The organism is Enterobacter bugandensis (assembly GCF_900324475.1).
GTDB classification, from domain to species: domain Bacteria; phylum Pseudomonadota; class Gammaproteobacteria; order Enterobacterales; family Enterobacteriaceae; genus Enterobacter; species Enterobacter bugandensis.
Map to the genome: position 1 here is coordinate 2,859,484 of NZ_LT992502.1, position 19,273 is coordinate 2,878,756.

Sequence of the window (19,273 nt, forward strand, 5' to 3'; positions counted from 1 at the left end):
CTCAAGATGAATCCGTTCATGAGTTAATATAACGTTCAACAATACTTATTTGCGCGCAGCTGATGGCCTTAAAAACAACCAAAATTACGCCGACAAAAAAGATAACTGTCCATACGGTAAGCGACGCTTTGCCTCGTGCACATTATCAGCGTTGCCCCCAGTGCGATACGCTTTTTATGTTGCCGAAGATGAAATCGCACCAAAGCGCCTTTTGTCCCCGCTGCGACGCTAAAATTCGTGACGGCCGCGACTGGTCGTTAACCCGTCTTGCCGCTATGGCCGTTACCATGCTGCTGCTGATGCCTTTCGCCTGGACCGAACCGCTTCTGAAGCTTTACCTGCTTGGTGTGCGCATTGACGCTAACGTGCTGCAGGGTATCTGGCAGATGACGAGCCAGGGCGATCCTCTCACCGCCGCCATGGTACTGTTCTGCGTTGTCGGCGCGCCGCTGGTGCTGGTTGCAGCCATTGCCTACCTGTGGTTTGGTAACATCCTGGGAATGAACCTGCGTCCGGTATTGCTGATGCTGGAAAAGCTTAAAGAGTGGGTCATGCTGGATATCTATCTGGTGGGCGTGGGCGTGGCATCAATCAAGGTGCAGGACTATGCCTTTCTGCAGCCGGGCGTCGGGCTTTTTGCCTTTATCTGCCTGGTATTGCTCAGCATCCTGACACTGATCCACCTGAACGTTGAGCAGCTTTGGGAGCGTTTTTACCCGCAGCGCCCTGCCACCCGCCCGGATGAAAACCTCCGCGTCTGTCTGGGATGCCATTACACCGGGTTGCCCGACAAGCGTGGACGCTGCCCGCGCTGCCACATACCGTTGAGGTTACGACGCAACAACAGCCTGCAAAAATGCTGGGCGGCGCTGATTGCCTCCCTGGTGTTTCTGTTCCCAGCCAATATGCTGCCGATATCCATTATTTACGTGAACGGTGGCCGTCAGGAGGATACTATCCTCTCCGGTATTATCTCTCTTGCACACAGTAACGTTGGGGTGGCGGCCATCGTCTTTATTGCCAGTATCCTGGTTCCCTTTACCAAAGTGGTGGTGATGTTTACCCTGCTCGTCAGCATTCACTTTAAGTGTGAACAAGGTTTACGTACCCGTATTCTGCTTCTGCGATTCGTCACCTGGATTGGCCGCTGGTCAATGCTGGATCTGTTTGTGATTTCGCTGATGATGTCGCTGATCAATCGCGACCAGCTTCTTGCTTTTACTATGGGACCCGCGGCTTTTTATTTCGGCTCTGCGGTGATATTGACTATTCTTGCTGTGGAATGGCTGGATAGCCGCTTACTTTGGGATGCACATGAGTCAGGAAACCCCCGCTTCGCCGACTGAAGCGAGAATTAAAACTAAACGCCGCATTTCGCCATTCTGGTTGCTGCCCGTCATCGCCCTGATGATTGCAGGCTGGCTTATCTGGACGAGCTATGAAGATCGCGGCAGTACCGTCACCATTGATTTTCAGACCGCCGACGGCATCGTCGCCGGACGAACCCCCGTTCGTTTTCAGGGGGTCGAAGTCGGTACGGTTCAGGACATCTCCCTTGGAAAAGGGCTTAACAAGATTCAGGTGCGGGTCAGTATTAAATCTGACATGCAGGATGCTCTTCGCAGCGAAACGCAGTTCTGGCTGGTGACGCCGAAAGCCTCCCTGGCCGGCGTGTCCGGGCTGGATGCGCTGGTTGGCGGCAACTACATCGGCATGATGCCGGGCAAGGGTGAACCGCAGGATCACTTTGTTGCGCTGGATACGCAGCCGAAATACCGCCTCAATAACGGCGATCTGATGATCCATCTTCAGGCACCGGATTTGGGCTCGCTGAACAGCGGCTCGCTGGTCTACTTCCGCAAGATTCCGGTTGGCCGCGTGTACGATTACAGCATCAACCCGAATAAACAGGGCGTCACCATTGATGTGCTGATCGAGCGTCGCTTCACCAATCTGGTGAAAAAAGGCAGCCGCTTCTGGAACGTGTCCGGCGTCGATGCCGACCTCAGTCTGAGCGGTGCAAAAGTGAAGCTTGAGAGTCTGGCCGCCCTGGTTAACGGTGCCATTGCCTTTGACTCCCCGGAAAACTCAAGCCCTGCCACGGCCGATGACACGTTCGGTTTATACCCGGATCTGGCGCACAGCCAGCGTGGCGTGATCGTTAAGCTCGTTCTGCCTGATGCCAAAGGGCTGAAAGCGGGGTCAACGCCGCTGATGTACCAGGGACTGCAGGTCGGCCAGCTCACCAAAATGACGCTCAATCCGGGCGGCTCGGTCACAGGCGAAATGACGGTCGATCCGAGCGTGGTCGATCTCCTGCGCGAGAAAACGCGCATCGAGATGCGCAGCCCTAAACTCTCTCTGAACGATGCCAGCCTCAGCACGCTGCTGACCGGAAATACCTTTGAACTGATCCCCGGTGAAGGTCAGCCCAGCAATAGCTTCGTCATTGCCCCGGCGGATAAAGCGCTGCTGCAAAAACCGGGCGTCGTGACGGTTACGCTCAATGCGCCTGAAAGTTACGGCATTGAGGCCGGTCAGCCGCTGATTCTGCACGGCGTACAGGTGGGTCAGGTGCTGGAGCGAAAGCTCTCCGAAAATGGCGTGAGCTTCTCGGTAGCTATCGATCCGCAATACAGCAACCTCGTCCATGGCGACAGTAAGTTCGTGGTGAACAGCCGCGTCGACGTGAAGGTGGGTCTGGACGGCGTGGAGTTCCTCGGCGCCAGCGCCAGCGAATGGGTTAACGGCGGCATTCGCATTTTGCCGGGCAATAAAGGCCCCGTTCGCGACAGCTACCCGCTGTACGCCAACCTGGACAAAGCGATTGAAAACAGCCTGAGCGATATGCCAACCACGACCCTGACCTTAAGCGCCGAGACGCTGCCTGACGTTCAGGCGGGCTCCGTGGTGCTCTACCGCAAGTTTGAGGTTGGGGAGGTGATCGCCGTTCGCCCGCGTGCGGACGCGTTTGATATCGAACTGCATATCAAGCCCGAGTACCGCAAGCTGCTGACCCCAAACAGCGTCTTCTGGGCCGAGGGCGGCGCGAAGGTGCAGCTTAACGGCAACGGCCTGACCGTGCAGGCCTCCCCGCTCTCGCGTGCGCTGCGCGGGGCGATCAGCTTTGATAACCTCAGCGGCGCGGGCGCGAACCTGCGTAAAGGCGATAAGCGAATTCTCTTCCCATCCGAAACCGCCGCGCGTGCCGTGGGTGGGCAGATTACCCTGCATGCGTTCGATGCTGGCAAGCTGGCGGAAGGCATGCCAATTCGCTACCTGGGCATTGATATCGGGCAGATCCAGAAGCTGACGCTCATCACCTCGCGCAACGAGGTGCAGGCCACCGCCGTGCTTTATCCGGAATATGTGCAGACCTTCGCCCGCTCGGGTTCCCGCTTCTCGGTGGTAACGCCGCAGATTTCGGCCGCGGGCGTTGAGCATCTCGACACCATTCTGCAGCCTTACATCAACGTCGAACCCGGTCAGGGCAAAGCCCGTCGTGATTTCGAGCTGCAGGAAGCTACCATTACCGACTCGCGCTACCTTGGCGGCCTGAGCATTGTAGTGGAAGTGCCGGAAGCGGGCTCGCTTGGCATCGGTACGCCGGTGCTGTTCCGCGGCATTGAGGTGGGTACGGTAACGGGCCTCACGCTCGGCACACTCTCCGACCGCGTGATGGTGGCGCTACGCATCAGCGAGCGTTACCAGCATCTGGTGCGTAATAACTCGGTGTTCTGGCTGGCATCCGGCTATTCGCTGGACTTCGGCCTGACGGGTGGCGTGGTGAAAACCGGTACCTTCAACCAGTTCATCCGCGGCGGTATTGCCTTTGCCACCCCGCCGGGAACGCCGCTGGCGCCGAAAGCGCAGCCGGGTAAACACTTCCTGCTGCTGGAAAGCGAACCGAAAGAGTGGCGCGAATGGGGAACGGCCCTGCCGCGTTAATCTGACAGGCTCCGGTGTCAACGCACCGGAGCCTTTATGTTACACTGCGCACCTGAACTTTTCCCTGTGGTGTGCTCGTGGCTCAAAACTCCGTATTTCTTCCCGATCAATTCCTGGCGCAGATGCGCGAGGCGCTTCCCTCTCATCTGTCGCTGGACGATTTTATCGCCGCCTGTCAGCGTCCGTTACGCCGGAGCATCCGCGTTAATACGCTGAAAATCAGCGTCGAGGATTTTCTGGCGCTGGTTTCTCCGTACGGCTGGCAACTTACGCCGGTTCCGTGGTGTGAAGAGGGATTCTGGATCGACCGCGATGACGAAGACGCGGTGCCGCTGGGAAGTACCGCAGAACATCTGAGCGGTCTGTTTTATATTCAGGAAGCGAGCTCGATGCTACCGGTTGCCGCCCTGTTCGCCGACGGCAACGCGCCTGAACGCGTGATGGATGTCGCCGCCGCGCCCGGTTCGAAAACCACGCAGATTGCCGCGCGCATGGGCAATCGCGGAGCAATCCTCGCCAACGAATTTTCCGCCAGCCGCGTGAAGGTGTTGCATGCCAATATCAGCCGCTGCGGTATTCATAATGTCGCTCTTACGCACTTCGACGGTCGCGTCTTTGGCGCCGCCCTGCCGGAAATGTTTGATGCCATCCTGCTGGATGCCCCCTGCTCCGGTGAAGGGGTAGTGCGTAAAGATCCCGATGCGTTAAAGAACTGGTCCGTGGAGAGCAATCTTGAGATCGCCGCCACGCAGCGCGAGCTGATCGACAGCGCTTTCCACGCCCTGCGCCCCGGCGGCACGCTGGTCTATTCAACATGCACCTTAAACCGCGATGAAAACGAAGACGTCTGTCTGTGGCTGAAAGCGCAATACCCTGATGCGGTCGAGTTCCTGCCGCTTAACGATCTGTTTTCCTCGGCACAGGAGGCGGTCACGCCGGAAGGTTTCCTCCACGTGTTCCCGCAGATTTACGACTGCGAAGGGTTCTTTGTGGCGCGCCTGCGTAAAACGCAGGCGGTTGCTCCCCTGCCCGCCCCCAAATTTAAGGTCGGCAATTTCCCGTTTGCGCCCCTCAAAGGGCGCGATGCAGCACAGCTTGTCGCCGCCGCCGAAAAGGTTGGCCTGGTCTGGGATGAGAGCCTGCGACTCTGGGTGCGTGATAAAGAGGTATGGTTGTTCCCGGCAGAGATCGCACCGCTCATCGGAAAGGTCCGTTTTTCCCGAATCGGGATCCGCCTGGCGGAAGTGCATAATAAAGGCTATCGCTGGCAGCATGAGGCCGTCATCGCGCTTGCCGGACACGAGAATACCTTTGCCCTGACGCATCAGGAAGCCGAAGAGTGGTACCGTGGCCGCGATGTTTATCCTGACAGCTCGCCTTCCGCAGATGAAGTGGTGGTGACCTATCAGGGATTCCCGCTGGGGCTGGCCAAAAAGGTCGGTTCAAGGCTTAAAAACAGCTATCCACGCGAACTGGTCCGGGATGGCCGACTGTTTACCGGTAACGATCGCACCGCCTGAAAAAATCGCATTTTTTTACTGGCGATTTTGCTCTCCTTGTCTACGATCAAAAATGGATGCCCATACTGGTCATACCAGATTTTGACAACCGACCCGGAGAGCACTATGACGAAAACCAGCGTGCGTATTGGCGCTTTTGAGATCGACGACGCAGAACTGCGCGGCGAAGCACAAGGCGATCGAACGTTAAGTATTCCCTGCAAATCCGACCCGGATTTGTGCATGCAGCTCGATGCATGGGATGCAGACACCAGCGTCCCGGCAATACTTGATGGCGAACACTCTGTCCTTTACCGTGAGCATTACGATAGTAAAACCGATGCCTGGGTCATGCGTCTTGCCTGACCTAAAGAGAACCCGCCCGAAGGCGGGTTATTTATTACTGCAGTTGAGCCAGCGTAAAGTAACCGTCAAATACGGCCCCCGTATCAATGTAGTGCAGATTGTCAAAATCATACCTTCTGTCGACGGGCGTATGTCCGAACCAGAAGTGATCCGCCCCGCTAATTCCCTGCCCTTTGCCCACCATAAACCCCATCAGGCGGTCGCGATCCCATAACACGCGCTGGGCGCTTACCGGTTTTTCCCAGCGGTATTCCTCCGCCGGGTAATCAGCATGAGCAATAACGTTCAACCCGTTCGCGCAGGTAATTTCGATAATATGCGGTAACGCACGACATGCGTTAAGTAACGAGCGCGCCCGCTGCTGCTCTTCATGCTCAAGCCGCGAAAACCACATTCCGCCATTCATTGTCCAGAGCGCAAAATCATTATTATCCAGGCTATCTATTGCCATTTGCTCATGATTGCCCCGCACTGCTCGAAACCATTTCTCATTGATGAGCTGCAATGATTTCACGCTGTCCGGACCACGATCGATCAGATCGCCAACGGAAATAAGTAAATCCTCATAAGGATTGAAATGACGGCGTTTCAGTTCCTCCATGAGCCTCTGGTAACAGCCGTGTATGTCGCTGACAACCCATACGTGACGCCACTCTCCACCTTCTATTCGCTGATACATAAGGCCTCCCTTTAACAGTATAGCCGCCGTCAAAAGCGCAAGAAGATCAGCGCAGCCCTTACAAAGTAAAACAAACGGTAAACCAAAGAGAAATAAAGATCCGCGCGCTCTTAATCCCTTTTTACTGGCTCCTTAGAATAAGGGGAGATAAAAACGAGAGGTCTTCACGTGTCTAATACACAGCTACATAACGATGTTTTCTATCCGCATCGCACGAATATTATTTCCGAGCTGGTGAACGGCAAACGCGTCCCGGGGCCAATCTGGCGGAAACGCGACTACCGACTGAAGTTCCTTTTACGTTCCCTGCTCTTTTGGTCTTCCACCCACCGTATGCTGGAAGCCCTCTCTGGCCGTGACGATTTCGACAAACTGCTGACATCGCAAATTACGTTGCCCAGCAAGACCCATCGGCAGTACCTGATGCGCGGCTTAACGGCTAACGATCGCGCCGACGCTATCGTTAACCATTACTACTGGATCGATCGCCTGAAGGAGAGCCGTCTTGCCCAGGCTATGACCGGCGCGCAGGAACAACCTATTGCGGAGTTCCACGTCAAAGACGGCGTGACCTACACGGTTAATGCGTCTTCAGCTGGCAAAGCCGAGCGTGAAGGTGAGAGTACGCTCTGGCTGCGCGACAACGAGGATACGCTTCTTGCCAGCCTGACCTTTAGCGTCGCCCGCAGCAATGGCCAGCCCGTTGTGGTCATTGGCGGACTTCAGGGCCCCCGTCGCTGCGTGTCACGAGATGCCATTAAACTGGCAACTCGCGCCTGCCATGGCCTGTTTCCCAAGCGCGTGCTGATGGAGGTACTTTTCCAGCTGGCAGCGCAGTCATCTGTTCGGGCCATTTTTGCCGTCAGCGATGAGGGACACGTTTTCCGCGCGCTGCGCTATCGCCTCAGCAAAGGCCGTCATTTCCACGCCAGCTATGACGAATTCTGGGATTCTTTGGGTGGGAAAAAACTTTCCGCCTTCTGCTGGCAGCTGCCGCTGCAGATGGAGCGCAAATCCCTCGACGAGATAGCCAGTAAAAAACGCGCTGAATACCGTCGTCGCTTTGAACTGCTTGATGAAATTGAGGCGTCAGTTAAGTCCCATTTCTAATCGCGACAAGCGTTTTCGCTCTCAGCACAGAGAATGCGCTCGGTTTGAAAAAGGAATGATAAAGCAGAGCACTCTTGCATATGCCAGGGGTGCTCAGTTAGCATTGCGCGAAATGAAAATAGCGAATGCGTTGGAAAAGCGCAGTGTAGACGCAAATTTAAGGACTTTAATGATGATTTACGACTGCTTCTTGTATTACGATGAAGATATGCTTCTTGATATCAGGCTGAATACGCTAGCAGGCGTTGTTGATCGCTTCGTTATTGTTGAGTCAACGCATACCTTTACCGGCAAAAAGCGGCAGCTTCACTTTGACATAAATAAATACGGTCCTTTTAAAGATAAAATTATTTATGTTGTGCATGATGAAACACCTATCATGAAAGCCTCTGACGGCGGCGATCAGCATCAGGACGGTCTGGTGGTGGATGCATGGGCGAATGAAGCCGCGCAGAGAAATGCCATCATGCAGGGCCTCAAAAGTGCTAAAGATGATGATTTGATTTTAATTTCCGATGTGGACGAGATTTTTTCACCACAGGTTATCGGCTCTATCAACGCGAATAAACTCTGCACAACGCTTTATCAGAATTTTTATAATTATCAGTTTAATCTGCAGGTTTTTAATACAGATAACACCCCACGAAAATGTAAACTGCCGAGAGCGACAAAATATAAAAACCTCGTTCATTTTTTTGGCGGCGAGCCTGAGTCGTTCAGAAATCTTAAACGCACCAGAAGCGTCAAAAACTGGTCCTGGCTTAAATGGAACTGGTTCAAACTTAACAATCGCATCATTGAAAATAGTGGCTGGCATTTCTCATGGGTTATGACCCCTGAACGCATATCAGAAAAAATGTCCACCATCTCCCACACGGAATACGATCTGCCTGAGTTCAACAACCCGGAACATATCATGAAGGTGATAAAAAACGCCGAAGATATCTGGGGACGAGACAGGAAGTTAATCAGGCAAGAGCTGTCGGCAGACAGTTTCCCCGAGTATATCGTTAACAACAAAGATAAATTCAGGGAATTCATTATTTAACTATCAGGCCGGGCCTTTACTTCACCGACGAAGATTCCACAGCGATCGCCAGGACACAATTTTTTAACAAAGATGCCAAAAAACCCTGGACGTACGCGGTCCTGAGTATGTTATGGTTTAGTCAGGATAGGGAACTGTCCAGCCATTCTCGGGGTTTTCGGTCCATAACCGAAGAAACCTTTTGAGAAACATAGAGATAAAAAGAGACCGAATACGATTCCTGTATTCGGTCCAGGGAAATGGCTCTTGGGAGAGAGCCGTGCGCTAAAAGTTGGCATTAATGCAGGCTAAGTCGCCTTGCCTTTTAAGAATAGATGACGACGCCAGGTTTTCCAGTCCACAGCAAAAGTGGCCTGAAAAAAAGCGTCAGAGCATCATTAAAAGTGAAAAACCGCAGTGCTTTGGCGAGCATCTGCGGTTTTTTTATTGGAAATCTGAACGTCAGCAGAGCTTATCAGCGCGCTCGATAAACGGTGCCAGGCTCATCTTCTGCCCCGGGTTGGCCGGGTCATCAATCTGAATCACACTGACTGGCTGACCGCTGCTCTTGCCGCTGGCGACCTGCTGCTCAGCGGTATCGTTGAGCGGGTACTGGACCAGCGTGCTCGGGTTGATCGCATACAGCGCATGGCCCGGGCGGCAGGTCAGCATCACCTCTTCGCGATTAAAGGCCCATTTGTCTTTGCCCACTTCAAAGCGGCTTACGGTGATTACCTGCGGTGCCGCCAGAGCGCTTCCCGCGCAGGCCAGCAGTAAGAGAGAAAGTACTGTCTTTTTCATTTAATAGTTAACCTTGTCAGAAGGGTTCCCAGGTAGCAAACAGACTGACCGTTGCCAGAACCAGCGCGCCCAGCACCACCTCTGCCTGTGTCATCCTGATAAACATCTGTTGTGCGCGCCCGGAATCCGGACGGAACCGTGGCACCAGAAAATACCGATTTGCCAGCGCAATTGCCACCATCAACGCCACGAGAGCACATTTGAACAACAAAAACTGCACGTAGCCAGCCTGCCAGGGAATATGGATGCCCAGAATCAACAGCGCATTCACTGCGCCGGTAAGCAGCACGCCTGCGACGGCATAATGCCCCACGCGCGAGAAACGCATCATGGTATAGATGGCCGCGTTCTGCCAGCGTCCTTTCGCCAGGCGCATGCAAAACAGCAGCGGCAGCAATCCACCCACCCAGGTTGCGGCACACAGCAGGTGAATAGCATGATTGAGTCGCTGTATCGCCCCCATCGGGCCGTCGCTCATCGCCGCGTGCCCTACCCCTGCCAGCAGGATAAGCTGGCCCATGGCGAGCAGCAGCAGGCGCGAGCCTTTCAGCGGCGCGAGCCACGCGACGACAACGGTGATGGCAGCGAGGATAATTTGCCACAACCAGACGCCACCAAAACGCGTTCCCAGTACGCTGTACCAGATTTGCGGGTTAAACACATCGCCCCAGCCGTTGCCCATTAAGCCGCCCTGAAGCATAAACATCAGGATCGCAGCGGCCAGGCTGACGATGGACGCCACTCTCTGCTGGAGCTGGAAACGCCGGGCCATCAGGCGGTGCAGCCCGGAAGGCGCAAACCAGACGCTGTAAAGCGCGTTGCCAAAAACGAGCATTAGCGCCGCAAAATGGATAAAGCGCAATCCTACGTATAACAGTCCCAGCATGCTATTTCACGCTGAAGCGATAACTGCCTTTGGTTTTATGGCCGTCGACGGAAACCACGTGCCAGTCCACCCGGTAAGCCCCCGGGGCCAGCGTCTGTTCCAGCGGAACGGTCAGCTGTGCTTTGTTCTTTTCGTCTCGCGTGGCGGTACCGGTTTTGATCACCTGCTTTTGCGCATCCGTCACCACGACGCCGCTAAATCCGGGCTCGATACCTTCGGAGAAATTCAGCGTCAGCACCTGCGGTGACGCCACCTGGCTGTCCGCTGCCGGGCTCTGCTGCTCAAGATGCGCATGCGCCAGCACGGAGGGTGAGATTACCGTTGAGGCCAAAAAAACCAGTGCGCATACCGCGCGGGAAGCGGATAAACCCATCACAATCATTCCTTTTTGTTATGTCTGTATGCTAAAGAATAACGCTGTATAATAAACGAGTCGAGGATCATCCCGCTCTGCTTGTCATCGTCGCGCAATCGCGGTAACGTTGCCGCCGCAAAATAAGGAGAAGGTAATGAAGATCAATCTGGCCGCCCTTCCTCAGGACGAGATGGATAAAGTGAATGTCGATCTCGCTGCCGCTGGCGTCGCCTTTAAAGAGCGTTACAACATGCCCGTCGTGGCTGAAGTGGTGGAGCGAGAACAGCCCGCCCATCTTCGTGACTGGTTTCGCGAAAGGTTAATTGCCCACCGTCTCGCCTCGGTCAACCTCTCCCGCTTGCCGTACGAGCCGAAAGTTAAATAAGCTTAACGACTCGTTACACTTCCTTACGCGGAATCTGGCAGGATAAGAAAACCCTGATTAAATTAGGTGTACTCTTTAATCCCTGCGACTCTGTGTATAAGGAAGTCACGATGTCACATTGGAATATTGCGGCAGCCCAGTATGGCGGGCAGCATCACAGCGTAGATGACCATATTGCGCACCATCTCCACTTTATTGCCGAAGCAGCACAGCATCAGTGCGATTTGCTGGTTTTCCCGGAACTCTCATTAACCGGCCCGGGCGCGACGGCATTACCGCTTCCGCCCGAAGACGATCGACTACAGCCATTGCTTGATGCCGCGCATTTTTACCGCATTACCCTCATTGCAGGGCTTCCCGTTGAACGAAACGGTCAACGCCAGAAAGGCCTTGCGCTTTTTATCCCCTCCCGCGATCGTATTCTGCGTTACCCTCAGGGGAGCGGCGCCAGCCTGGTGCCGGGTGATAAACAACTCACGATTATCGATGGGCAAAGCGATTCACCGAATCTTGATCCGCAGGCAACACTTTTCACCAGCTGCCAGTCGGTGAGGGATTACCGCTGGCGACAGTCCATCAATACCCTGCAGCGCTTTGCGCACAGGTATGCCATCGCGGTGTTAATGGCAAATGCCGGCGCGGGCAGCGCGTTATGGGATGAAAAAGGCCAGCTGATCGTTCGGGCAGATAAGGGTGAGCTCCTGTTGACCGGCACGCGCAACGGACAGGGTTGGCAAGGCGATATCATTCCTTTAGGCTAAGCGTTTTAAGCTCAGGAGATTTTCATGCTGCGCGTCATTGATACCGAAACTTGCGATCTTCAGGGCGGAATTGTGGAAGTGGCCTCGGTCGACGTGGTTGATGGAAAAATCGTCAACCCGATGAGCCATCTGGTGCGTCCCGATCGTCCTATTAGCCCACAGGCCATGGCTATCCATCGCATTACAGAATCAATGGTGGCGGATAAACCCTGGATAGAAGACGTTATCCCGCACTACTACGGCAGCCCATGGTACGTTGCCCACAACGCCAGCTTTGACCGTCGGGTACTCCCCGAAATGCCCGGGGAGTGGATTTGTACCATGAAGCTGGCGCGTCGCCTCTGGCCAGGGATCAAATACAGCAATATGGCGCTGTATAAATCCCGCAAGCTCAGCGTCAGAACCCCTGAAGGGCTGCACCATCACCGCGCCCTGTATGACTGCTATATCACCGCTGCGCTACTCATAGATATTATGAACACATCGGGCTGGACGCCGGATGATATGGCAACGATCACCGGACGCCCTGCGCTGCTGACGACGTTCACCTTCGGCAAATACCGCGGGAGAGCGGTATCGGATATTGCGGATAAAGATCCGGGCTATCTGCGCTGGCTGTATAACAACCTCGACAAAATGAGCCCGGAGCTGCGCTTAACCCTGAAACATTATCTGGGTGAAGCTTAACGCTGCACACGGCCTGGCAACGTATCCTGCGCCAGGCCTATCAAAAAGGCATACTCCAGGGCCACCCCTTCGTAGGATTTGAATCGACCCGATTTCCCCCCGTGCCCGGAGTCCATATCAGTACAGAGCAGCAGCAGGTTGTCATCGGTTTTCAGCTCCCGCAGCTTTGCTACCCATTTTGCCGGTTCCCAGTATTGCACCTGTGAATCGTGCAAACCGGTCGTCACCAGCATGTGCGGGTACGCTTTCGCTTCTACGTTGTCATACGGGCTGTACTCTTTCATATAGCGATAATAGGTTTCATCCTGCGGGTTGCCCCACTCCTCAAACTCCCCGGTCGTCAAAGGGATGGACTCATCGAGCATGGTGGTAACCACATCGACAAACGGGACCTGCGCAACAATGCCCTTAAAGCGTTCGGGCCGCTGATTGATGACCGCCCCCATCAGCATCCCCCCCGCGCTGCCGCCCATGCCGAAGCAAAGCTGAGGATCGCCATAGCCTTGCTCAATCAGCGCATCGCAGACGTCGAGATAGTCGTTGAAGGTGTTTTTCTTTTTCAGGAATTTCCCGTCTTCATACCAGTGCTGCCCCAGCTCGCCGCCGCCGCGAATATGGGCAATGGCGAAAACAAAGCCGCGGTCGAGCAGGCTTAATCTGCTGCTGCTGAAGTCGGCATCCATGCTGGAGCCATAAGAGCCGTAGCCGTAGACCAGGATCGGATTTTTACCCTTCTGGAAATGCGCCTTGTGATAAACGAGCGAAACCGGCACCTCCACGCCATCGCGCGCGGTGACCCACAGGTGTTCGCTGCGGTAATTGTCGGAATCAAAGCCCTTCACTTCGGTTTGCTTAAGTACCTGGCGCTGTCCGGTATCCATATCCAGCTCGAAGAGCGTATCCGGCGTGGTCATGGACGAGTAGCCGTAGCGCAGCCGGGACGATTCAGGTTCCGGGTTAAAGCCGATCCACGTGACGTAGGCCGGATCGTCGAACGCAATCCCTATCACCTCACGCGTTTTACGGTTGATCTGCCGGATACTGGTCAGCCCACGCTGGCGCTCCTCCACCACCAGCCAGTCGGTAAACAGCGTGAACCCTTCCAGCATCACCTGATCCCGCGCGGGAATGAGCACCTCCCACTTGCGCTCGTCGCGCACCTTGGTTTTGTACAGACCAAAGTTCTTGCCTTCACGATTCGAACGCAGATAAAAGCTGTGCTGGAAGTGATCCAGGCTGTACTCGTGGTCCTTGCGGCGCGGCAGGAAACAGAGCGGCTGGGCGTCAGGCAGTTCGGCATCCAGGAGCAGCACTTCCGAGGTGGTGGCGCTGGCGAGGAAGATAATCACATAGTGGCGCGAGGAGGTTTTATGCAGGCTGACATAAAACGTTTCGTCTTTCTCTTCATAGACCAGCTCGTCATCGGCTGAGTCCGTGCCTACGGTATGGCGCCACACCTGATAAGGCAGCAGCGTGGAGGCGTGCTTTTTAACGTAGTAGACCGTCTCGGAATCGTTCGCCCAGACAAAATCCGGGGAGACGTTTTCCAGCATTTCCGGATACCAGTTGCCGGTTTCCAGATTGCGAAAACGCAGGCCGTACTGGCGCCGGGAGAGATAATCCTCCGCCAGCGCCATGATGGTGTTGTCCGGGGAGATGGACATACCGCCCAGGGTATAAAACTCGCTGTGGGCGGCACGCTGGTTCGCATCCAGCAAAATGTCCCATTCATCCCACTCGGCGCTTAATACCGACTGTCGTTGATAGATGGGATACTCGTTGCCCGGCTCATAGATATGGCGATAGCGATAGCCGTTTTTGGTCCAGGGCGCGGAGATGTCGCGCTGGGGAATACGCTGCACCATTTCGTTCAGCAGCTGGTCCTGCAGCGCCTGCTGGCTGGCCATGACCCTGCGGCCATAGTCGTTTTCCTCGTGCAGGTAGTCGAGCACCTCTGGCCGGGAACGCGAATCGTCCCGCAGCCAGTAGTAGTTGTCTATGCGCGTATCGCCATGCGTGACGATCGCATAAGGAGTACGTCGGGCTTTCGGTGGCATGTCATCATTCTTTTAAGTTTTACACCCTATAAGGTTGGCAAAACCCGCGCATGATGCAAGCGAAACATGACCCCGGGAGCGCGAGTTAGCCCTGTAGCGCCTGTTTTTGTTCCCCGATATCTTTTTCTATCCCCTCGCGCACGTCCTGAGGGATCTTCAGCGCGTCGCCGAGGGCGTTAAGGTAGCTACGCTCCATAAAGTGATCGATATCTATGGCGGCACAGCTGAGAAAATAGAGTTCCAGCGCTTCTTCCTCATTTTTCACGCTCAGTGCCAGACGCTGCGGATCGAGCGGCTGTTCAATGGCCTGCGCCACCAGCGTTCTGCCCTGTTCTTCAACACCCGCCTCGCGCAGCTGCTGTTCGATAGCCGCTCTTTCATTATCATCAATATGCCCGTCGCTTTTGGCGGCAAACACCAGCGCAAGGATGAGCCGCTCCGTGCGCAGATCCAGCGGAGAAGTATGCTCCCCATAGTGAGGTTCATCGCGGTGCGCCGCTCGCACCCTGTCCTTATATTTGTTCCACAGCACGGTGCCGGCGATAGCGCCGCCCCCGGCCAGCAGCGCGCCGGTACCGTACTTCGCCAGCAGCTTGCGTGAGGATTTATTGGCAACCAGCAGCCCTGCCAGCCCACCGAGCGCCCCCGGTACCAGCAGTTTGCTTAGCCCCTGTTCGCCGGAACCAGACGTTTTCTGCCCTAACATGGATTGCAGTTGATTTAACCAGCCTGACATGGTTTCCCTCGCTTAACGGTTAACATGTTCTCCAGCGTAAGCGAGCAGGCGTCAGGAAATGTCCATCAAGCCTAAAGAAGCGCAAATTTCTGGTCTGCCCTTTTGCCGTGCGCAAGACAGACGCAAACGTTTTCGTTTATACTGCGCGCATCTTTTTCAGGGGGAATGTTATGACTCGTTTAGGAACCGCGCTGCGACCTGCGGCGACGCGCGTAATGCTGTTGGGATCGGGCGAACTGGGTAAAGAAGTCGCCATTGAGTGTCAGCGTTTAGGGGTGGAGGTGATTGCCGTAGACCGCTACGCCGACGCGCCCGCCATGCACGTCGCCCATCGTTCTTATGTGATTAACATGCTGGACGGTGATGCTCTGCATACGCTCATTGCACGGGAGAAACCGGATTTTGTCGTGCCGGAAATTGAAGCTATCGCAACCGATACGCTGATCGCCCTTGAGCAGGAAGGCCAGCGCGTGGTGCCCTGCGCGAAAGCCGCAAAGCTGACCATGAACCGTGAAGGCATTCGCCGCCTGGCGGCGGAGGAGCTGGGGCTGCCTACTTCAAGCTACCGTTTTGCGGGTGACAAAGCCGCATTCCTGCAGGCCGTTGAAGAGATTGGCTACCCGTGCATCATTAAGCCGGTGATGAGTTCTTCCGGGAAAGGTCAGAGCTTTATTCGCGACAGCAGCGCGCTGGACAGCGCGTGGGATTATGCGCAACAGGGTGGCCGTGCCGGTGCCGGTCGCGTGATCGTCGAAGGCGTGGTGAAGTTTGATTCCGAAATCACTCTGCTCACCGTCAGTGCCGTTGACGGCGTCCATTTCTGCGACCCGATTGGCCACCGCCAGGAAGATGGCGATTATCGAGAATCCTGGCAGCCGCAGCAGATGAGCGACCTGGCGCTGGAGCGTGCCCGGGAGATTGCCCGTAAGACCGTTCTGGCCCTGGGCGGTTATGGCCTGTTCGGCGTGGAGCTGTTCGTCTGCGGTGACGAAGTGATCTTCAGCGAAGTCTCCCCTCGCCCGCACGACACCGGTATGGTCACGCTCATTTCGCAGGATCTCTCGGAGTTCGCCCTGCACGTGCGCGCCTTCCTCGGCCTGCCGGTTGGCGGCATCCGCCAGTACGGCCCGGCGGCGTCGGCGGTGATCCTACCGCAGCTTACCAGCCAGAATGTGACGTTTGATAACGTCGAAGGCGCGGTGGGCGCAGGCCTGCAGGTCCGTCTGTTCGGCAAGCCGGAGATCGACGGTACGCGTCGTCTGGGCGTGGCGTTAGCCACCGGGGATAACGTTGACGAGGCCGTAGTAAGAGCAAAAGCAGCGGCTGCGAACGTTCAGGTAACAGGATAAAAAAAACGGGCCGAAAGGCCCGTTTTTCATGCTGCATATGGCTTACTGCTTCGCGCCTTCAACCGCTTCACGAGCCAGTTTCGTGATGCGATCCCAGTCGCCCGCTTCCAGCGCATCCGCCGGAACCAGCCATGAGCCGCCGATGCACAGCACGCTTTTCAGCGCCAGGTAGTCGCGGTAGTTAGCCGGGGAGATACCGCCCGTCGGGCAGAAGCGTACCTGAGAGAAAGGACCGGCAATCGCCTGCAGCGCTTTGGTGCCGCCGTTCGCTTCCGCCGGGAAGAATTTGAACTCTTTCAGACCGTAGTCCATGCCCAGCATCAGTTCAGAAACGGTGCTGATGCCCGGGATCAAGGGAATCGTGCCTTCGGTCGCGGCCTTCAGCAGCGGCTCGGTCAGGCCCGGGCTGATGGCAAACTGTGCGCCGGCTTCGGTCACTTCCGCCAGCTGCTGCGCGTTGAGAACGGTACCCGCACCGATGATGGCGTCCGGCACTTCTTTAGCGATGGCGCGGATGGCATCCATCGCGCAGGCGGTACGCAGGGTCACTTCCAGAACGCGAACGCCGCCCGCAACCAGCGCTTTCGCCATTGGCACAGCCTGCTCCAGCTTGTTTACCACGATAACCGGCACGACAGGGCCAGTGGTCAGGATTGCTTCTGCACTTGTTTTCCAGTTTTTCATCAGAGTTCTCTCTCGCCAGATCGTTAAAATCAAGTCGTCTTAAAACGTAATACAGGTTGCGCCCTGCTCCGCACCGGAGAGCTTCTCACGCAGCGCGCTGAACATTTCGCGTCCGGTCCCCACGCGCGATGCGCTCAGGTCAGGAATATGAGGCTGACGTGCCGCCAGCTCCGCGTCATCCACCAGCAGGGTTAACTCGCCAGTCTGGCCGTTCACGCGGATCATGTCGCCGTCGCGCACTTTCGCCAGCAAGCCGCCGTCGTAGGCTTCAGGCGTGACGTGGATGGCGGAAGGCACTTTGCCGGATGCGCCTGACAGGCGGCCATCGGTCACTAACGCAATTTTGAAACGGCGGTCCAATAATACACCAAGTGGTGGCATAAGTTTATGTAATTCTGGCATGCCGTTCGCTTTTGGCCCCTGATGACGCACGACCACCACGCAGTCTTTATCCAGCAGACCGGCGTCGAAGGCAGGCAACACGTCGTGCTGGCTTTCAAACACTACCGCCGGGGCCTCGATAACCTGGTTCTCTTCCGGCACGGCAGAGGTTTTCATCACCGCGCGGCCAAGGTTGCCGCTCAGCACTTTGGTACCGCCGTGGTGGGAGAACGGTTTGTCGATAGTGGCAATCACCTGCGGATCAAGAGACGCGGTTGCCCCGTCGCGCCAGTCCAGCTCGCCGTTGTTCAGCCACGGCTCCTGGGTGTAGCGCTGCAGACCAAATCCGGCTACGGTGTTCACGTCTTCATGCAGCAGACCGCCTTTCAGCAGCTCGCGCATCAGCAGCGGCACGCCGCCCGCGGCCTGGAAGTGGTTGATGTCCGCCGGACCGTTCGGGTACAGACGCGCCATCAGCGGTACCACGGAGGAGATGTCGGAGAAGTCATCCCAGTTAATCAGGATACCCGCCGCGCGCGCCATGGCCACCAGGTGCATGGTGTGGTTAGTTGAACCGCCGGTTGCCAGCAGGGCGACGATACCGTTGACGATCACTTTTTCGTCGACCATTTTGCCCATCGGCATCCATTCATTGCCGTTTCCTGTCAGGCGCGTCACCTGACGGGCCGCGGCCTCGGTCAGCGCCTGGCGCAGCGGCGCGTCCGGCTGGATAAAGGACGAGCCCGGAAGCTGCATCCCCATAAACTCCACCACCATCTGGTTGGTGTTGGCCGTGCCGTAGAACGTACAGGTGCCCGGCGCATGGTAGGAGGCGGCTTCGGCTTCCAGCAGCGCCTGACGATCGGCTTTGCCTTCCGCATACAGCTGGCGGATACGCACTTTTTCTTTATTCGGCAGACCGCTGGCCATCGGGCCGGACGGCACGAAAATCGCAGGCAGATGACCAAACGACAGCGCTGCCATCACCAGGCCCGGGACGATTTTGTCGCACACGCCGAGATACAGCGCACCATCAAACATGTTGTGTGACAGGCCCACAGCCGCAGACATCGCAATCACTTCGCGGCTCAGCAGCGACAGCTCCATACCATCCTGCCCCTGCGTCACGCCGTCGCACATGGCCGGGACACCCCCCGCCACCTGCCCGACCGCGTTCACGCTGTGCAGCGCTTTACGAATGATGTTGGGATAGACCTCATACGGCTGGTGCGCGGAGAGCATATCGTTATAAGACGTGATAATAGCGATATTGTTACGCAACATGCTTTTCAGGGAGGCTTTGTCATCGGGCTGGCAGGCGGCGAAGCCGTGGGCCAGGTTACCGCAGGCCAGCTGGGAGCGGTGAACGGTGTTGCTTTTCGCCTGTTCAATGCGGGCGAGGTAGGCCGAACGGGTCTCTTTCGAGCGCTCGATAATGCGCTGTGTTACGCGTAACAATACAGGATTCATAAAAGCTCCTTTAATTTATCTGTCCGGGCTCGGGAGTTTACAAAGTCGCTGGCGGTTGTTAACAACGCTGAAACGCTTGCTGTCCGGAGCTC

At 56.1% G+C, this 19,273-nt stretch carries 18 protein-coding genes; 10 read left to right on the plus strand and 8 right to left on the minus strand.

Annotated elements, in window-relative coordinates; all coding sequences use genetic code 11:
- Nucleotides 1–62: 62 nt before the first annotated feature.
- The 4 genes from yebS (at nucleotide 63) to DG357_RS13930 (ending at nucleotide 5,813) form a co-directional block, all read left to right on the plus strand.
- Nucleotides 63–1,346, plus strand: a complete 1,284-nt coding sequence (gene yebS, locus DG357_RS13915) for a membrane integrity lipid transport subunit YebS (protein ID WP_041909475.1) — start codon at nucleotides 63–65, stop codon at nucleotides 1,344–1,346.
- The gene (locus DG357_RS13920) at nucleotides 1,315–3,948 is read left to right on the plus strand and encodes a PqiB family protein (RefSeq protein ID WP_159087782.1); all 2,634 of its coding nucleotides are present in this window, start codon (nucleotides 1,315–1,317) and stop codon (nucleotides 3,946–3,948) included. Before yebS ends, DG357_RS13920 begins: the two co-directional genes overlap by 32 nt.
- A 71-nt stretch (nucleotides 3,949–4,019) precedes the next feature.
- Complete coding sequence (gene rsmF / locus DG357_RS13925) at nucleotides 4,020–5,468, plus strand: 16S rRNA (cytosine(1407)-C(5))-methyltransferase RsmF (RefSeq protein WP_197710704.1); 1,449 nt, start codon at nucleotides 4,020–4,022, stop codon at nucleotides 5,466–5,468.
- A 105-nt stretch (nucleotides 5,469–5,573) separates the two neighbouring features.
- The gene (locus tag DG357_RS13930) at nucleotides 5,574–5,813 is read left to right on the plus strand and encodes a YebV family protein (protein WP_008500472.1); all 240 of its coding nucleotides are present in this window, start codon (nucleotides 5,574–5,576) and stop codon (nucleotides 5,811–5,813) included.
- Nucleotides 5,814–5,847: 34 nt separating this feature from the next.
- Here the strand turns inward: DG357_RS13930 and pphA are convergent, their stop codons facing one another.
- Entirely contained in the window at nucleotides 5,848–6,492 is a 645-nt protein-coding gene (gene pphA, locus DG357_RS13935; protein WP_041909471.1) for a protein-serine/threonine phosphatase, read from the minus strand.
- 168 nt (nucleotides 6,493–6,660) lie between these two features.
- Here pphA and DG357_RS13940 point away from each other — a divergent pair, with 168 nt between their 5' ends.
- On the plus strand, nucleotides 6,661–7,602 hold the full coding sequence (locus DG357_RS13940) for a VirK/YbjX family protein (protein WP_028013548.1): 942 nt from the start codon (nucleotides 6,661–6,663) through the stop codon (nucleotides 7,600–7,602).
- 172 nt (nucleotides 7,603–7,774) lie between these two features.
- Complete coding sequence (locus DG357_RS13945; RefSeq protein WP_088205094.1) at nucleotides 7,775–8,650, plus strand: glycosyltransferase family 17 protein; 876 nt, start codon at nucleotides 7,775–7,777, stop codon at nucleotides 8,648–8,650.
- 441 nt (nucleotides 8,651–9,091) lie between these two features.
- Here the strand turns inward: DG357_RS13945 and DG357_RS13950 are convergent, their stop codons facing one another.
- Genes DG357_RS13950 through yobA form a run of 3 tightly spaced genes read right to left on the minus strand, consistent with a single transcriptional unit; the run spans nucleotide 9,092 to nucleotide 10,689 of the window.
- Nucleotides 9,092–9,430 (minus strand): YebY family protein, encoded by a 339-nt coding sequence (locus DG357_RS13950; protein ID WP_028013604.1) that lies wholly within the window; start codon nucleotides 9,428–9,430, stop codon nucleotides 9,092–9,094.
- 16 nt (nucleotides 9,431–9,446) lie between these two features.
- Nucleotides 9,447–10,316 (minus strand): copper homeostasis membrane protein CopD, encoded by an 870-nt coding sequence (gene copD, locus DG357_RS13955; protein ID WP_088205057.1) that lies wholly within the window; start codon nucleotides 10,314–10,316, stop codon nucleotides 9,447–9,449.
- 1 nt (nucleotide 10,317) lies between these two features.
- Nucleotides 10,318–10,689: a CopC domain-containing protein YobA gene (gene yobA / locus DG357_RS13960; protein WP_045260311.1), complete on the minus strand. Its 372-nt coding sequence runs from the start codon at nucleotides 10,687–10,689 to the stop codon at nucleotides 10,318–10,320.
- 136 nt (nucleotides 10,690–10,825) lie between these two features.
- On the opposite strand from yobA, the gene DG357_RS13965 reads away from it, so the two are divergent.
- From DG357_RS13965 to exoX, 3 genes are all read left to right on the plus strand, one after another.
- Complete coding sequence (locus tag DG357_RS13965) at nucleotides 10,826–11,056, plus strand: DNA polymerase III subunit theta (protein ID WP_008500465.1); 231 nt, start codon at nucleotides 10,826–10,828, stop codon at nucleotides 11,054–11,056.
- Nucleotides 11,057–11,166: 110 nt separating this feature from the next.
- The gene (locus tag DG357_RS13970) at nucleotides 11,167–11,817 is read left to right on the plus strand and encodes a nitrilase-related carbon-nitrogen hydrolase (protein WP_045260312.1); all 651 of its coding nucleotides are present in this window, start codon (nucleotides 11,167–11,169) and stop codon (nucleotides 11,815–11,817) included.
- A 24-nt stretch (nucleotides 11,818–11,841) separates the two neighbouring features.
- Nucleotides 11,842–12,504, plus strand: coding sequence for an exodeoxyribonuclease X (exoX, locus tag DG357_RS13975; RefSeq protein WP_025756911.1), 663 nt, complete (start codon nucleotides 11,842–11,844; stop codon nucleotides 12,502–12,504).
- Here exoX and ptrB read toward each other — a convergent pair.
- Both ptrB and DG357_RS13985 read right to left on the minus strand, forming a co-directional pair.
- A complete protein-coding gene (gene ptrB / locus DG357_RS13980; RefSeq protein ID WP_041909462.1) occupies nucleotides 12,501–14,561 on the minus strand; it encodes an oligopeptidase B in 2,061 nt (686 codons plus the stop codon). The genes exoX and ptrB overlap by 4 nt on opposite strands.
- Before the next feature lie 85 nt (nucleotides 14,562–14,646).
- A complete protein-coding gene (locus DG357_RS13985; protein ID WP_045260314.1) occupies nucleotides 14,647–15,297 on the minus strand; it encodes a tellurite resistance TerB family protein in 651 nt (216 codons plus the stop codon).
- A 170-nt stretch (nucleotides 15,298–15,467) separates the two neighbouring features.
- Here DG357_RS13985 and purT point away from each other — a divergent pair, with 170 nt between their 5' ends.
- Nucleotides 15,468–16,646 carry a formate-dependent phosphoribosylglycinamide formyltransferase gene (gene purT, locus DG357_RS13990; RefSeq protein WP_088205058.1) on the plus strand — a complete coding sequence of 393 codons (1,179 nt, stop codon included), beginning with the start codon at nucleotides 15,468–15,470 and terminating at the stop codon, nucleotides 16,644–16,646.
- Nucleotides 16,647–16,688: 42 nt separating this feature from the next.
- Here purT and kdgA read toward each other — a convergent pair whose 3' ends face one another.
- Both kdgA and edd read right to left on the minus strand, forming a co-directional pair.
- Nucleotides 16,689–17,330 carry a bifunctional 4-hydroxy-2-oxoglutarate aldolase/2-dehydro-3-deoxy-phosphogluconate aldolase gene (gene kdgA, locus DG357_RS13995; protein ID WP_088205059.1) on the minus strand — a complete coding sequence of 214 codons (642 nt, stop codon included), beginning with the start codon at nucleotides 17,328–17,330 and terminating at the stop codon, nucleotides 16,689–16,691.
- Between the two features lie 39 nt (nucleotides 17,331–17,369).
- Nucleotides 17,370–19,181, minus strand: a complete 1,812-nt coding sequence (gene edd, locus DG357_RS14000; RefSeq protein WP_041909456.1) for a phosphogluconate dehydratase — start codon at nucleotides 19,179–19,181, stop codon at nucleotides 17,370–17,372.
- Between the last annotated feature and the right edge of the window lie 92 nt (nucleotides 19,182–19,273).

Excerpts from the sequence above, each read along its gene's own strand:
- yebS (WP_041909475.1), top strand. The coding sequence starts at position 63 with ATGGCCTTAAAAACAACCAAAATTACGCCGACAAAAAAGATAACTGTC.
- DG357_RS13920 (WP_159087782.1), top strand. The coding sequence starts at position 1,315 with ATGAGTCAGGAAACCCCCGCTTCGCCGACTGAAGCGAGAATTAAAACT.
- DG357_RS13930 (WP_008500472.1), top strand. The coding sequence starts at position 5,574 with ATGACGAAAACCAGCGTGCGTATTGGCGCTTTTGAGATCGACGACGCA.
- pphA (WP_041909471.1), bottom strand. The coding sequence starts at position 6,492 with ATGTATCAGCGAATAGAAGGTGGAGAGTGGCGTCACGTATGGGTTGTC.
- DG357_RS13945 (WP_088205094.1), top strand. The coding sequence starts at position 7,775 with ATGATTTACGACTGCTTCTTGTATTACGATGAAGATATGCTTCTTGAT.
- DG357_RS13950 (WP_028013604.1), bottom strand. The coding sequence starts at position 9,430 with ATGAAAAAGACAGTACTTTCTCTCTTACTGCTGGCCTGCGCGGGAAGC.
- copD (WP_088205057.1), bottom strand. The coding sequence starts at position 10,316 with ATGCTGGGACTGTTATACGTAGGATTGCGCTTTATCCATTTTGCGGCG.
- yobA (WP_045260311.1), bottom strand. The coding sequence starts at position 10,689 with ATGGGTTTATCCGCTTCCCGCGCGGTATGCGCACTGGTTTTTTTGGCC.
- DG357_RS13965 (WP_008500465.1), top strand. The coding sequence starts at position 10,826 with ATGAAGATCAATCTGGCCGCCCTTCCTCAGGACGAGATGGATAAAGTG.
- DG357_RS13970 (WP_045260312.1), top strand. The coding sequence starts at position 11,167 with ATGTCACATTGGAATATTGCGGCAGCCCAGTATGGCGGGCAGCATCAC.
- exoX (WP_025756911.1), top strand. The coding sequence starts at position 11,842 with ATGCTGCGCGTCATTGATACCGAAACTTGCGATCTTCAGGGCGGAATT.
- ptrB (WP_041909462.1), bottom strand. The coding sequence starts at position 14,561 with ATGCCACCGAAAGCCCGACGTACTCCTTATGCGATCGTCACGCATGGC.
- DG357_RS13985 (WP_045260314.1), bottom strand. The coding sequence starts at position 15,297 with ATGTCAGGCTGGTTAAATCAACTGCAATCCATGTTAGGGCAGAAAACG.
- purT (WP_088205058.1), top strand. The coding sequence starts at position 15,468 with ATGACTCGTTTAGGAACCGCGCTGCGACCTGCGGCGACGCGCGTAATG.
- kdgA (WP_088205059.1), bottom strand. The coding sequence starts at position 17,330 with ATGAAAAACTGGAAAACAAGTGCAGAAGCAATCCTGACCACTGGCCCT.
- edd (WP_041909456.1), bottom strand. The coding sequence starts at position 19,181 with ATGAATCCTGTATTGTTACGCGTAACACAGCGCATTATCGAGCGCTCG.